Source organism: Paenibacillus rigui (assembly GCF_002234615.1).
Taxonomy (GTDB): Bacteria; Bacillota; Bacilli; order Paenibacillales; family NBRC-103111; genus Paenibacillus_S; species Paenibacillus_S rigui.
Genome location: NZ_NMQW01000039.1, coordinates 58,969 through 72,985, shown reverse-complemented (window position 1 = coordinate 72,985; position 14,017 = coordinate 58,969). Strand labels below are relative to the sequence as shown.

Genomic DNA, 14,017 nt, shown 5'->3' with positions numbered 1-14,017 from the left:
AACAGCCATTAAAGGTAGCTCCGCCCATTTGGTAAATATATGGGAAATATCACTATCTTTTCTTTTTCCGACCTTGGGAAGTCCGACTAGGTTTACGCTGAATTCGGTCTAGTCACTTATTAAATGGCTTCCAGAGCAACGCTTTTAGCCAACGATACAAATCTAAAAGAGAGTGGGATGTTTCATAACTGCCCGCTCGCTTGTTCCATAGAACGACTTGATTCGGATATGTTGCTTCATCCATTTGAAAAAGGTCTCTATTGCCCAACGTTTGCGGTGCATCTCGCCAATTTCATCGGCTTCGAGATCGAATCGATTGGTAACAATAGCAAGTAAATTTCCTTCTGAATCTGTCGTATGAATCAAGCGTAAGACATTCTCCATTCGTTTTTGTGGAGTGCCCACATAGACCATTTCATCCGATAACACCTTACTCTCTGAAGGCAGTTTAAAGGCATGAATGGGTCTAATGACGGCATTTTTCTTTAGCCTAGAAACGAAGAAAATGCCTGTGTCACAGTAACGATCAAATACCGCGTAATCGACATATCCACGATCGAAGACGTAAGTAGCTCCTTCTTCGTCGATGAGAGTATCCATCTGAGTGATGTCATTTTTTCGAGCTGGTGTCATGACGGCTTTTTCTGGAACAACGTCATGCTCGCCGACAAAGACTAGACGTAGGTGTATCTTGATACCCGCCTTTGTCTTTCGAAAGACAGCCCATTTGTACTTCTGCAAACAAAGTCTAATGGTAGTCGAATCGATGATTTTGAAGTCTTTTCGGTGTCTCGTGGTACTTGCTTGTTTTAGAATCCGGGCAACGAGTTCTGCAAAGATCTGCTCCAGTAAAGAAGACTCTACATGATTATGTTTGCGACTTAACTGCGCTGCCGAGATCGATTCAAGCCCTAGTTCCTTTTGAAATTCTTCCGATAGAACGTCATCTGCAATTTCTCGCAATCCATCGCGCTGCTGCAGCTGAGCATGAAGAAACAGCTTTAGGTAGGCTGGAGTCGTCAGCTTTTCACATACTTATCTTGCTTTATTTCAGCAATGCGTTCTTTGAACGTTTTTAAACAAATTGGCTCTAGCCATTTACCAAATGAAGAAAATAGGGTATCCTTGTCCATGTGCTGATCCTTTTCAGTGGATTATGGACAGGAACTACCTGCCATTCCATTGTAAAGGATTTTTTTGTGCTTGGATTTAATAAAAACAAAAAGTTATTTATTCATTATTGTGATTAAATTACTATGTAATCTTTTGTGAGCGCCTAAAATTGTATTCGCTAATACAGGGAAGGTGATGTGCCATAACTTGGGGTTATAAAACACCCTTTGAGGATAATCGAAAAAATGAACTGGTCTGGGTTATTGCGAGAACCGCGACAGTTAGCAGTAGCAAAACAAGCCACCAGAATGAATCTGGTGGCCATTATCATTTTTCAGTTGCCAAAATTATTACTGTAATAACTCGTTAGTATATTATGCAGAGGGTGCATCAATGAATAAAGTTAGGGAAATTATTGTACCATCTTCAACGTGAATAAAATCCTGACCAGTGATCGTACTAGGTTCTTCGGGTGGTCCGTAACTCCAGTTAAATCTCACTTGACCATGGTGCTCGTCTATAGATTCAGGAACTATAGTGAAAATGAAACCAGGGTTTTTAGCTTGTACCTCATCGATCAGCCCCATGAGAGCATCATGTCCAACAATTACATCTTCAAAAAATGGATCATACACCCGGCAGTACTCAGAATACACCTCAGAGATTGCAATTCTTCTTTTCTTGGGATCGGTCTCGCTCCAAATATTATCGATATGTTTGTGTATTAGATCACTGATTGTGGTCGCCATTCATTATATCTCCTATCGTTCAGAAGCTTAGTTTTATACCACCACATTTTGGCAATAATTATTGCTAATTTCAATAATGTTTTAACGAGTCACGCTGGTCAGCTTGCTACCCCATTCCCCGACAGGTTCAAGCCAACTTATTATTCTATCGTCAATAAGGCTTGTAAGTGCACCTTCATACTCACTACGGTAAGGCTTAGGAAGTTCTTCTTGTATCCAGCTTTCTCTAGTACCTTGCCAGATCTCATAAATAACAAGATCATTAGGATTATCTAGATCATCAGATACGATTGCATTTACGAAAGTAGGCTCATTTCTAAAGTTGTTTATCATTGAAAACAAACTGTCACGAAATGATTCTTTCTTCCCTGGTTTTACTTTAAAACGAATATTGAGAATAATTTGATTTGTATTTGCGGACATAATCGCACACTCCTTATATTTTAAAAATTCTTAATGTTTTCGTGGCCACATGAGTCATTATGGACCAAAAGTGTTAATGCGAAAAGTACAAACTTTTTGGTTACATAGTAACTAAAGAGTAATATTTAAGGCAAAATATATGCAAAATCACAAATGGAAAATGTTGCGGCAGTTTTGTACGTGTTCTAATAAATTATTATTTGAACTTATAATCTGGAGCATACTTAGTTTTTATTAAATGAAAAATACCAGAACATGTCGGGATATATTATCACTACTCCTAATCCGTATACAATATTTGATAATCATCTTTAGCAAGTACTTTTTCTGCATAATTACCACCCCATGTACAAAGCGCTTTCAACATAGGCTCAAGCGATTGACCAAGTTCAGTCGTTGAATACTCTACTTTAGGAGGTACTTGATTAAACATCATTCGTTGAATGAGTCCATCATTTTCCAATTCTCGAAGAGTTTGAATCAGCATTTTTTGAGAAATATTTTTTACAAGATTTTTTAATTCGCTTGTCCGTTTAGGCCCTTTTATCAAATAGTACAATACAAGTGCCTTCCATTTGCCTCCAATTACATCCAAAGAAATCTCTAGATCACAATAGTAAGTTTTCATGTTAATAACAACTCCTGATATTCAATTATCACCTTTTAGTTACTATGTAACAAAAAGGTGTGTACTTCCCAAAGAAGTTATTTTGATTCATAATAGCATTTGTTCGCACAAACAACCACTAGGAGAGATTATCATGTCAACCGTACTATACGTAACAGCACATCCTTTAAATGAGAGTGTATCCCACAGCTTGTTTGTAGGAAATGAATTTATTCAAGCATACCGTGAAGCTAATCCAAAAGATGAAGTCATTCATCTGGATTTATATAAAATGGATATTCCACAAATTGATGCAGATGTTCTAAATGGATGGGGACTGTTAAGAAGTGGCGCTTCCTTAGATCAATTGAGTACAGAATCAAAAATGAAAGTCTCACGCTTAAGTGAATTAGTTGATCAATTTCTGGAAGCAGATAAAATTGTCGTCGCGAATCCAGTCTGGAATTTTTTGTTTCCTCCTGTATTAAAAACATACATTGACGCTATATGCATAGCAGGGAAAACATTTAAATTCTCTGATGAAGGGAAACTTGTAGGTTTAGCATCTGACAAAAAGCTGCTGCATATTCAAGCATCCGGTAGCGTCCTCTCGGAAGGGCCGTTTTCATCCTTCGAATTTAGTCATCGCTATCTGACAGCAATTGCGGCATTCATTGGTATTCCTTCAGTTGATGTCATTTATATAGAGGGTATAGGCGCATCAGCTGACAGAGTACCTGAAATTAAAGAAAAAGCACTTGAACAAGCACTAAAACTAGCCAAAAACTTCTAGAAGCAGGTGATACTATGATTGAAGTATTTCCATCATCATCACGGCATCGTGCTGACTTAGGGTGGTTAACTAGCAACTTAAGTTTTTCGTTTGCGGATTATTATGATCCGAAAACAGTGGCGTTCGGCCCTATGCGAGTTTTAAATGATGACTTTGTAGTAAGCGGAAGCGGGTTTGGTATGCACCCTCATCGGAATATGGAAATCGTATCTATTGTTCTGGAAGGGGAATTGCAGCATCAAGACAGCACCGGGCATACAGCTGTGACCACATTTGGCGGTGTGCAGCGGATGACTGCGGGAACAGGAATCATTCATTCTGAGATGAATCCTGGCGAAGATACTGTAAATTTCCTTCAATTGTGGTTTGACCCGGAGGAAAATAACTTAACACCTTCATATCAAACAACTCAATACGATCCATCGCTCATGAAAAACACACTATTGCCGGTTGTTTCTAAAAATTCATCGACCAATGTATCGCATATTCATCAAGATCTCACGATTTATTTATCTGATCTTGAAGCAGGCGAGGCATTGAATTTTGAGCAAGCAGAAGGACGACGTACTTTTGTCTTCATTATTGAAGGTTCATTAAGGTTAAATGAAATAGAACTTCTTAATAAAAGAGATTCCGCCCGAATAACGAGTACATCATCACTGCAACTTATTGCTGCCGATCATACAAGGTTCATGCTAGTTGATTTACCTTAATTAAAACTGAGTTTATACATTTAAAATCACATGATGTAGGTATTACAATCGTGGGCCGGAGGCAAAGCTGCTTTACGGCCCTTACGATTGTAGCTTAACGACCAGGGAACCACTTATTACATGTACCAAATATACCGCTCTATTAAGCTTGCAGCTACTAGTTAAGCACATTTCATATTAAGCCCATGAAACTTACACCTTATGACGGTTTGCACCTTGAAAAGAAAGAGACCGCCGAGCGTTTTCTCAGCGGTCTGGATAGAGCAGGGGGGCCCGCTCTTTTCAAGGTACCATTCAAAGCAGGGCTTCATTCAAGTATTTATTTTGCGTTAAAATGGTTCTAACCGTCGTTATCGTATTATTCCGTTGGGGAAGATTCCCGAATCGGTTAAGCAGAATCCATCGAAGGCAGGCCAGTGCCTCGAATAGCTCCAGCTCCTCTCCAGTGTAGCTATACTTCGTCAAAAATAAAGAACGAAAAGCAGCGGAGTGCCTTTCATTCACATAGATCCAAATTAAGATAATAGACCATGCAATATCGTATCTGGGATCCCCAAGCTGTACGTTAGTCCAATCGATAATTGTGCACTTTCCATCGGTTTCAACAATATTGCCCAAATGATAATCGCCGTGAATGAGACTCTTTTGTTCCATCTTCGATTGTTCAACGAGCATAATTAATCGTTCTTTTATATCCGGATGCCTGTCGACTCCAGGGAAGAAATACTTGACAAAATTGTATGTAGGTACCGTCAGACTATCCAGTGTCTCCAGCGGGATTTTATGTACCTCAGCTAAAATAGCTGCAAGCTCCGTAAGCTTCGCTTTATTCAATTTATGAAGGGGGGCGCCATCAAAGCTAGTCAATAATACTTGATGATGGTCTTGATCCATCCCCCAGCCCAACGGCTTGGAAGCGGCGATTCTTTGATGATGCAACGCCTTTAACAGCTTATATTGAACGGATATATCAGGTTTGGAATTCCGGTTCCATACTTTTAATACAAACGCAGAATCCTGAGTGCTGATCTGGAACACGTCAGCTTCCAGCCCGGAAGCCATTGGAGTGATGTCCATCGGAACCTCTTGCGCTAATAATGAGCTCACCTCGGGACTGTATTCCACCCATTTCAGTTTGTGAAAAAAATCGTTCATGTCCTCAGCCTTTCATGGGGATTTTTTTATATGGTTGAACGTTCGATGTGCCATGGATTGATTTGTTCCATTCTTTTTCCATATTCTAATATTCAAGAGACTGACATTATTATCCTGCTGGATCCGAGTTTAGGACGCTTTGAGTGAACGGCTTCTTGTAGTCAGCCGTAGAGTAGAAGGCGACTCTTAGTAGAACAGCAGAGGAACCCCATTCCCCTTTCCTCCCCGCGCGCAAACGGATGGGACAAGTCTCTGCACTACTCACCGCAACAGCAAAAAAGTGCAAACCCGGACAAAAAAGTTGAATTGTGAAAGCATCCGCTTTTGACTATGATGGAGAAAGCGTCTGAAACGGTTGCTAATCAAGTTGAATTGGAGAGGTGTGCAGTGGGAAAGAAGCTATACCATGGTGCGGCTTATTATCCTGAGCTTTGGAATGAAGAAGTGATGGAACAGGATATCCGGATGATGAAGGAAGCGGGAATTAACGTTGCCCGTATCGGGGAATTTGCCTGGTTCACGATGGAGCCGGAGGAAGGCAGGATTGATCTCAGCTTTTTCGTCCATGTCATTGACAAATTATATCAAAACGGAATCGAAACGGTCATGTGTACCCCGACCCCAACCCCGCCGATCTGGTTCACCCACGGCCATCCGGAACGGATGTATGTGGATGAGCACGGAACGGTCATGGGGCACGGCTCGCGGCAGCACGCGTGCACGAACAACCGCTATTTCAGGGAACGCGCGGCTATCATTACCGAGCACATCGCCAAAGCTGTCGGGCCATTGCCGGGCGTGATCGGCTGGCAAATCGATAATGAATTTAAGGCGCACGTGTCCGAGTGTATGTGCGAGACATGTAAAGGCCTGTGGCACGAATGGCTTCGTGAGCGTTATGGGACGGTAGAGCAGCTGAACGATGCGTGGGGCACGCATATTTGGAGCGAATACTACCATACCTTCGAGCAGGTACCTCAGCCGGGGCCGGCACCGTTTTTGCACAATTCGTCGCTGCGGACAATGTACCAGCTGTTTTCCTTTGAAAAAATCGCGGAGTTCTCCGATGAGCAGGCAGCGATAATTCGCCGCTACTCGGATGCTCCGATCACCCATAACAGCAGTGTTGCATTTCATGTAGATAATGAGAGGTTATTTCAAAATCTCGATTTCGCCTCCTTCGATACGTATGTGCAGTACGATAACAGCCCTGCGTACTTGATTAATTGCGATTTGTTCCGGAATTTCAAGCGGGGCCGGGATTTTTGGATTATGGAAACCAGCACCTCCTGGAGCGCTTCCCTCGAAAGCTACGCGATGGCGCATCCGAACGGTTACTTGAGAGCGGAGGCCGTGGCTGCCTATGCGCTTGGGGCGGAAGCGTTCTGCTACTGGCTATGGAGACAGCAGCGGGCTGGCTGTGAACAGCCTCACGGGTCGGTCATCAGCGCCTGGGGCAAGCCGACCATTGGTTACCAGAGCGTGCTGGAGGTGGAGCAGGCGAGAAAAGAGATCGAGTCCGTGATCCTATCGACAACCCCGGCACAAGCGGAGGTGGCGATGACCTACTCGGACCGCTCCAAGGCGTTTCTGAAAACAGAGCCGCACCGTCAACTAAATCACCGCGGGCTGGTGACTTCCTTCTACGAGCGAATATTGTCGCTTGGCATCCACAGAGACGTTATCCCAGAGGGAGCTGAGCTGGACGGCTACAAGCTGCTGTTCACTCCGTTCATCCATTACTTATCCGACGAGTATAAAAAGAGGGCGCAAGCCTTCGTGGAGGCGGGCGGCATCTGGATCGTCGGTCCGTTGTCAGGCGGCCGAACCGAGCAGCATACGATTCACACGGATGCAGCGCTGGGGCAATGGCTGGAATCGCTCGCCGGCGTAGAGACGTTGTACACGTACCCGATGGAAGGGACGGGCACGCAGGGACAAGCTTTCGGCGTATCCGCGCCGCTCGGCTTGTGGAGCGCGTTGTTCCAGCCGACGGAAGCGGCGCCTGTCGGTGTAACGGATGGCGGACTGGCGCCGGGAACCGCATTTATTACCGAGCGTCGCCATGGACAAGGCAGAATCGTCATGCTGGGCTCCATGCCGGTAGGCGAAGAGGGGGATGTGCTGCTGAAAAAGCTCATCGATCATTACGCCGCGGAAGCCGGCGTCACCCTGCGTACCGACGTAACGAACGGTACGATTGTAGCTCCGAGGCAGGGAGAGGACTTCACGGTCTGGTTCGTTGTGAACATGGATGGCCGCGGAGGCCGCGTCACCCTTCCACGGGCAGGAGTGGACGTTCTGACCGGAGCTGAGGTTCAACCGGGCGTTCTGCAAATGGGTCCCTACGAGCACCGGGTCGTTCGTTTCCCGAACTAATCCCAAAGGGCACCAACCAATCAATCAATCAATCGATCAATCAATAGAACCGCATGAAAAAACGCCTCCCCCACTTCAAGGGGCCACTGAAAAACTAGCGAAGTGGACAGAATCGTTCTGCAGAAGCGTACGCGTTCGCCTTTGTCCCTGGATTTTACCTGCTAAAAGCGGGGTGAAATTCAAAAAAATCCAGGGACAACAGCGATCGGAAGAACGATCTGTACATGCAGCGGTGACTTTTTCAGTGGCCTTCCACTTCAATGATGGGTTGGAGGCGTTTTATGCTGTTCTGATCACATAAGGAACATAGCGACAATGGTTGTCACGATAAGGCCAATGATGACGGGCTTCAGGTTTCGCCGCGCCAGCTCGAACGGATCGACGCCGCAGATGGCTGCGGCCGGAATGAGCGCCCACGGGATGAGCGTGCCGCCGCCGACCCAAATGGCCGCAATTTGGCCCAGTGCCGTCAGCGTAGCGACGCCGGAGCCGATGGCGGTGGAGAACAGATTGGCGATGGAGCCCGCCAGCGAAATGCCGGAGAAGCCGGAGCCGTCCAAGCCGGTGATGGCGCCGACCGTCGTCAAGGTCACGGCGCCCACGGCTTGATTGACCGGAACCGTATGAGCCAGCGCAAGACCGAGGTCGTTGACCAGGCCATGTGACCCGGCAGGCAGCACCTTGCCGAATATTTCTGTAAATGCCGAGTCGCCCAAGTAGAAGAAAGCGGCGATAGGGATGACGGGGCCGAAGATGCGGAAGCCGAACTGGAAGCCTTCGATCAAGTAATTCGTCGATTTCGCCAGACCGTCCTGCTTATGGGCGGTTAACGTAATCCACAGCATGATCAGCAGCGCCGTACCGCCTACAAGCGCCGTGGCGTCGCCCCCCTGCAGATGGAGCAGGAACATGGCTGCGACATCGGCGAGGAACAGCAGCGGGATGATGACCGCGAACAGAACGCGGTTCGAGCGGGACAGCAGGCCTCCGCCGACGACCGGTCCGGCGGATTCCAGGACGCTGGCCTGCGGCGAAGCGGTCAGCGTCCCATTTTTCATATCGCGCTTGAGCATCCAGAAGCTGACAATCGTTGTCACGGCACCCATTACGAATACAAGCGGGACGCTGGCGGAGATAACGTCGCCGACGGGGATGCCTGCCGCATCTGCGGTCAGCTTCGGTGCGCCTTGAATGACGAAGTCGCCGGACAGCGCAATCCCGTGGCCGAACAGGTTCATTGCGGCGGCAGCTCCGATGGCAGGCAGCCCGACACGCAAAGCGACTGGCAGCAGCACAGCGCCCATCAGCGCTACGGCAGGGGAAGGCCAGAAAAACCAAGAGATGACCATCATCAGAATCCCGATAATCCAGAACGCCAAGGTTGGCGTACGTATCCAGCGCGCGAACGGGGATATCATCGATTCGTTGATTCCCGTCAGCGTCAGCACCTTGCTCATGGATACGATGATGGAGATGATCAGGATCGTGCCCAGCAGCTCTTTAATCGCATAAATGAAGCTGTTGAACACCCCGCTGATCGAGTGGCTGAGCGACTGCGTCGAAATCAGCCCAAGCAGAAAAATTCCGGCAATGCATAAGATGGTCGTATCCTTGCGGAACACCATAAAGCCAACTATCAAAACAATGAACAGCAAGTAGATCCAATGCAGACCAACTAACGAAACGCCCAAAGGTATCGCCTCCTGTAGTAGACACCAGCCTATGTCTATCGGTACTACACCATATGCATGGGCGAGCCGTTGGTGACGGGTTGCAGTGCTTTATTATCCAAGGCGATTCATTTATACTACTCAGAAGGGCCTGGGAAAATAAGGCGCGGCTCAGAGCGGCTTCGTACGCCTAGCAAAGCTCCGCGATGGCGGGCATGCTGCAGCCGGGGCAGGAGAGGAAGGAACGAGAAGCATGACGAAACAAACAAACCGGCGGAATGTAGCCATTTCGCTGTTCATTGCGACCTTTTTGGCCGCGATTGAAGGGACGATCGTCAGTACGGCGATGCCCGGGATTACGGAGGATTTGGGAGGTATCCAGCTCTATAGCTGGGTCATATCCGTCTATTTGCTGACGACGGTTATCAGCACCCCTATTTACGGGAAGCTGTCCGATTTATTCGGACGCAAGCCGGTATACATAGCCGGTACGATCATTTTTCTGCTAGGCTCGACGCTGTCAGGGGTAGCCCATTCGATGACGGAGCTCGTCTGGTACCGGGCGGTTCAAGGCTTGGGGGCCGGTTCGTTAATTACGCTGCCTTATGCGATTATCGGGGACTTGTTTCCCTTCGAGATGCGCGCCAAAATCCAGGGCTGGACATCCAGCGTATGGGGGATTGCAGGGATTGTCGGCCCGTTGGCCGGAGGACTTCTGGTCGATTACGTATCCTGGCGCTGGATTTTCTTCATGAACCTGCCTTTTGCCGCGGTCTCGCTGACGCTGCTCTGGATTTATTTGCACGAGACACCGCAAAAGAAGAAGCCGCATATCGATTATCCGGGAATTGTTACCTTTTCGGTGGGGATGTTCTGTTTTCTGTATGCCACCACCCTGTTCAACAATCACAACGGAGGAACCATTGCATGGGGGAGCGTCACTCCGCTTCTGGCGGTGGCGGTTGTCTTGTTTATCCTTTTCTTTAGGATTGAGCTCCGGTCCCCGGAACCGATGATTCCGCTGAAATTGTTCCGCATTCGTACGCTGTCTCTCGTTAATAGCAACGGGTTTTTGCTGGCGGTGATTCAAGTGGTGGTCGTCTTCTATCTTCCGCTTTGGGTTCAAGGCGTGATGGGGAGCAGTGCAACCTACTCCGGGATTGCTATGCTGCCGATGATGATAACCTGGCCCGCAGCGTCCATTATGGCCGGTCAGCTCGTAGCCAAGCTCGGCGTGCGCCGGCTGATCATTGCAGCGGTTGCTCTGCTCTTTATCGCAAGCGCGGGCTTGACGCTGATGGACGAGCATACGTCCACCGCGTTCCTCATGGTGCTGATCGGCATCCTGGGCGCAGGGTTCGGCTTGTCCTTCACATCCTTCACCATAACGGCGCAGTCCGCCGTCGGTCGCGACATGCGCGGTGCTGCGATCGCCTCGCACAATTTGATTCGTACGCTTGGACAGACGATCGGCATCGCGGTTTTCGGTATGATCGTGAATACCGGCAGCTCGCAGGAGATTAACAGCGGCTTGCTTGCCGCCAGCCTCCACGTCGTGTATTGGGTCATCACCGTCATAGCGGTTGCGGCGTTCGTGCTGTCGCTGTTGCTGCCGAAGCAAGGGGTGGAGGCCCAGGGGCAGGCGAAGCCGACAACCTGAAGCAAGAGAACCGGGATCGTGAGATCCCGGTTTTTTCTGCTGCAGGAGCAATTCCCGGATACCGCGCCTTACGTGGATTTATTTTTTCAAGTGATACGGTACGGTGGTGATAACCACATCTCTTCGAAACAGCAGGTGAGCGCGAATGAGCAGGCTAGATTGGTTATGCAGAATGTTGTGCCAGCCTTTTTTGGGGATAAACTGCGGGATGACCACCGTCACCTGATAGTTCGATTCGCTTGCTTTGCGCTGCACCGTGTCTATGAACTTCGTCAGCGGCTGAATAATGCTCCGGTAAGGCGAGGGGAGGGTAACCAGCCTTACGTCAGGCTGCCATTTGTTCCACTTTTCCTCGAATATCGCCTCGTCTTCCTTCTCAAAATGAACGTAAACGGCAATGACCTGATCGGGTGAAAGCGACTTGACATAATTCAATGAATTTTCTACGACATGAGTAATTCCGGCAACAGGAACGACCACCACATTTCCCTTGATAGGTACGGCAGGCTCGCAGGTTTTCAGTCTCAGCTGGTCCCCGACGGCCTCATAATGCTTATGGATGCGATGGAACAAAAAAATGATGAAGGGCAAGAACAAAAGAATCGACCACACCTGTGCAAACTTGGTTAAAAAGAACATCATCGATACGATAAAGCTGATGACAGCCCCCGTTGTATTAATCAGCAGCTTCATGATCCACCCTTTAGGCTTCTCACGGACCCATTTGACGACCATACCGGTCTGGGACAGTGTGAACGGGATGAACACGCCAACGGCATACAACGGGATCAGATGCTCGGTTTCACCTTTAAATGCAATGATCAGGAGGGTTGAAAATATGCCCAGCATAATAATCCCGTTGGAATACCCGAGCCGGTCCCCGCGAATGGTAAACATCCTGGGGATGAATTTATCCTTGGCCAGATTAACGGCAAGCAGAGGGAAAGCGGAGTAGCCGGTGTTCGCGGCAAGAACCAAGATCAAAGCGGTTGTACCTTGAATGAAGAAATACATAACATGGCGTCCAAAGGTTTGTTCCGCAATTTGAGAGACGACGGTTACCTCCGCTTTCGGTGTAACGCCATAGAAGTAAGCCAGGTATACGATGCCTGAGAATAGCAGCGCCAACAGCGAACCCATGGCCATTAAGGTTTTGACCGCATTGGTAGGGGCCGGGGTCTTAAAGTTCGGGATGGCATTCGAAATCGCCTCGACCCCCGTTAACGCGGAGCTGCCGGAGGCAAAGGCTCTCAGCAGCAAAAATAAGCTGATTCCCGCCACCGGTGTCCCGATCGGGGAATGCAGAGCAGGGGAAACCCGGCCCGTCATGATGTGGTACATCCCCATGACGATCAGGATGAATAAGGCCAGAACAAACAAGTACACAGGATAAGCCAGGATGGACGCAGACTCCGTTACACCTCTTAAATTCAGGAGGGTAATGAAGAGAACGAACAGGACGGCAATTGCTACCGTATGGGCATGCAAGACGGGAAAAGCGGATGTTATGGCATCCGTGCCTGCTGAGACACTCACAGCTACCGTAAGAATGTAATCTACCAGCAAGGAGCCGCCGGCGACGAGCCCCGGGTACATTCCCAGATTTTCCTTGGACACCACATAGGCTCCGCCGCCGTGAGGGTAAGCATAAATAATTTGACTGTATGACAATATAAGGGCCACTAATAAGACTAACACCCCGGCTGCAATCGGAATCGAATACCAGAATGCGGCGGTGCCTACCGTGATGAGAACCAGCAGTATTTGCTCCGGGCCGTAAGCTACGGAAGACAGGGCATCGGAGGATAGAATGGCCAGCGCCTTGGTCTTGTTCAGCTTTTGCTCCCCTAATTCCGTTGATTTCAGAGGTCGTCCGATTAATAATTTCTTGATCGAGGAAAACATACCGTTCACCGCCAATTCGTCAGGAATAATTGTAATTTACCCTAATCATAGGTATGTGATGCGATGAGCTTGTAAAAATGAACGTATCTCTGATGAAAATAACCTGTTGCAATATAAATAACCAATGGTTATAATATGAACAAAGGTTAGTAACCGATGGTTATAATTCAAGCAGGAGGGCGCATAAGATGGCACAAGAAGGAATAAAATCCCGACAAGAGCTTCGTTCGGAGGAAACGAAACGATCCATTCGAGAGGCTGCCGGAAAGCTGTTCGCCGAGCGGGGCTTTGAGTCGGTGACCATGCGAGAGATTGCCAAGGCCGCAGGCTGCTCCCACACGACGATTTACTTGTATTACAAGGATAAGGAGGCGCTGCTGGAGCAGCTGGCGCTCCCTCCGTTGGCTGAGCTGGAGCAGAAGATGCGGTTCCATATGGCCCAGACGGAGCAATCGCCCCGGCAAATATTGAATGGCATCAGCGAGCAGTTCATCCGGTTCTGCCTTTCTTACAAAAGCATGGTTTCGGTGCTCCTGGGCACCAAGGCTGTTCGGGTCGATGAGAAGTCGCCTCAGAACGAGCTGAATACGCTGCGTCTGCGCATGTTTTCCTGCATCACGGAGACGCTCGACCACATTATTCAGGCACGTACGGAAGAAGAGCGGATTCAGAGCTCGCGCATTTATTTTTTTATGCTGCAGGGGCTTGTTACCACGTACATGGAGAACGAGGAGCCGATGGAGCAGCTGCTGGGGAGAATCGTGCCGATGATGGAGGAGGCGGCAGAAATCCTGCTGCTCGGCATGCGGCAGAAATACAAGGAATAAATTTTCCGATTCGGGGAGGGCTA

12 protein-coding genes are annotated in these 14,017 nt (G+C 48.2%); 5 read left to right on the top strand and 7 right to left on the bottom strand.

The annotated features are described in order from the left end of the window. Window positions 1–162: 162 nt before the first annotated feature. From CF651_RS24305 to CF651_RS24290, 4 genes are all read right to left on the bottom strand, one after another. Entirely contained in the window at window positions 163–981 is an 819-nt protein-coding gene (locus tag CF651_RS24305; RefSeq protein ID WP_245856138.1) for an IS4 family transposase, read from the bottom strand. A gap of 506 nt (window positions 982–1,487) precedes the next feature. Next, window positions 1,488–1,862, bottom strand: a complete 375-nt coding sequence (locus CF651_RS24300) for a nuclear transport factor 2 family protein (RefSeq protein WP_094017477.1) — start codon at window positions 1,860–1,862, stop codon at window positions 1,488–1,490. A gap of 81 nt (window positions 1,863–1,943) precedes the next feature. Beyond that, window positions 1,944–2,285, bottom strand: coding sequence for a putative quinol monooxygenase (locus tag CF651_RS24295; RefSeq protein ID WP_094017476.1), 342 nt, complete (start codon window positions 2,283–2,285; stop codon window positions 1,944–1,946). A 280-nt stretch (window positions 2,286–2,565) separates the two neighbouring features. Beyond that, a complete protein-coding gene (locus CF651_RS24290; protein ID WP_094017475.1) occupies window positions 2,566–2,913 on the bottom strand; it encodes a winged helix-turn-helix transcriptional regulator in 348 nt (115 codons plus the stop codon). Between the two features lie 133 nt (window positions 2,914–3,046). Here CF651_RS24290 and CF651_RS24285 point away from each other — a divergent pair, with 133 nt between their 5' ends. Both CF651_RS24285 and CF651_RS24280 read left to right on the top strand, forming a co-directional pair. After that, a complete protein-coding gene (locus CF651_RS24285) occupies window positions 3,047–3,685 on the top strand; it encodes an FMN-dependent NADH-azoreductase (protein ID WP_094017474.1) in 639 nt (212 codons plus the stop codon). 14 nt (window positions 3,686–3,699) lie between these two features. Next, window positions 3,700–4,398: a pirin family protein gene (locus CF651_RS24280; protein ID WP_094017473.1), complete on the top strand. Its 699-nt coding sequence runs from the start codon at window positions 3,700–3,702 to the stop codon at window positions 4,396–4,398. Between the two features lie 294 nt (window positions 4,399–4,692). Here CF651_RS24280 and CF651_RS24275 read toward each other — a convergent pair whose 3' ends face one another. Then, window positions 4,693–5,553: a phosphotransferase family protein gene (locus CF651_RS24275; RefSeq protein WP_094017472.1), complete on the bottom strand. Its 861-nt coding sequence runs from the start codon at window positions 5,551–5,553 to the stop codon at window positions 4,693–4,695. Window positions 5,554–5,886: 333 nt separating this feature from the next. Here CF651_RS24275 and CF651_RS24270 point away from each other — a divergent pair, with 333 nt between their 5' ends. Then, window positions 5,887–7,932 carry a beta-galactosidase gene (locus CF651_RS24270; RefSeq protein WP_179232973.1) on the top strand — a complete coding sequence of 682 codons (2,046 nt, stop codon included), beginning with the start codon at window positions 5,887–5,889 and terminating at the stop codon, window positions 7,930–7,932. 293 nt (window positions 7,933–8,225) lie between these two features. On the opposite strand, the gene CF651_RS24265 is transcribed toward CF651_RS24270, so the two are convergent. Then, window positions 8,226–9,623 (bottom strand): hypothetical protein, encoded by a 1,398-nt coding sequence (locus CF651_RS24265; protein ID WP_094017470.1) that lies wholly within the window; start codon window positions 9,621–9,623, stop codon window positions 8,226–8,228. 232 nt (window positions 9,624–9,855) lie between these two features. Here CF651_RS24265 and CF651_RS24260 point away from each other — a divergent pair, with 232 nt between their 5' ends. Beyond that, the gene (locus tag CF651_RS24260) at window positions 9,856–11,262 is read left to right on the top strand and encodes an MDR family MFS transporter (RefSeq protein WP_094017469.1); all 1,407 of its coding nucleotides are present in this window, start codon (window positions 9,856–9,858) and stop codon (window positions 11,260–11,262) included. A gap of 78 nt (window positions 11,263–11,340) precedes the next feature. On the opposite strand, the gene CF651_RS24255 is transcribed toward CF651_RS24260, so the two are convergent. Then, complete coding sequence (locus CF651_RS24255) at window positions 11,341–13,167, bottom strand: APC family permease (RefSeq protein WP_094017468.1); 1,827 nt, start codon at window positions 13,165–13,167, stop codon at window positions 11,341–11,343. Window positions 13,168–13,355: 188 nt separating this feature from the next. On the opposite strand from CF651_RS24255, the gene CF651_RS24250 reads away from it, so the two are divergent. Then, entirely contained in the window at window positions 13,356–13,994 is a 639-nt protein-coding gene (locus tag CF651_RS24250; protein WP_094017467.1) for a TetR/AcrR family transcriptional regulator, read from the top strand. The last annotated feature ends 23 nt before the right edge of the window (window positions 13,995–14,017 follow it).

Bases quoted from the DNA above. Each gene is read 5' to 3' on its own strand.
- CF651_RS24300 (WP_094017477.1), bottom strand. From the start codon at position 1,862: ATGGCGACCACAATCAGTGATCTAATACACAAACATATCGATAATATT.
- CF651_RS24295 (WP_094017476.1), bottom strand. From the start codon at position 2,285: ATGTCCGCAAATACAAATCAAATTATTCTCAATATTCGTTTTAAAGTA.
- CF651_RS24290 (WP_094017475.1), bottom strand. From the start codon at position 2,913: ATGAAAACTTACTATTGTGATCTAGAGATTTCTTTGGATGTAATTGGA.
- CF651_RS24285 (WP_094017474.1), top strand. From the start codon at position 3,047: ATGTCAACCGTACTATACGTAACAGCACATCCTTTAAATGAGAGTGTA.
- CF651_RS24280 (WP_094017473.1), top strand. From the start codon at position 3,700: ATGATTGAAGTATTTCCATCATCATCACGGCATCGTGCTGACTTAGGG.
- CF651_RS24275 (WP_094017472.1), bottom strand. From the start codon at position 5,553: ATGAACGATTTTTTTCACAAACTGAAATGGGTGGAATACAGTCCCGAG.
- CF651_RS24270 (WP_179232973.1), top strand. From the start codon at position 5,887: ATGGAGAAAGCGTCTGAAACGGTTGCTAATCAAGTTGAATTGGAGAGG.
- CF651_RS24260 (WP_094017469.1), top strand. From the start codon at position 9,856: ATGACGAAACAAACAAACCGGCGGAATGTAGCCATTTCGCTGTTCATT.
- CF651_RS24255 (WP_094017468.1), bottom strand. From the start codon at position 13,167: ATGTTTTCCTCGATCAAGAAATTATTAATCGGACGACCTCTGAAATCA.
- CF651_RS24250 (WP_094017467.1), top strand. From the start codon at position 13,356: ATGGCACAAGAAGGAATAAAATCCCGACAAGAGCTTCGTTCGGAGGAA.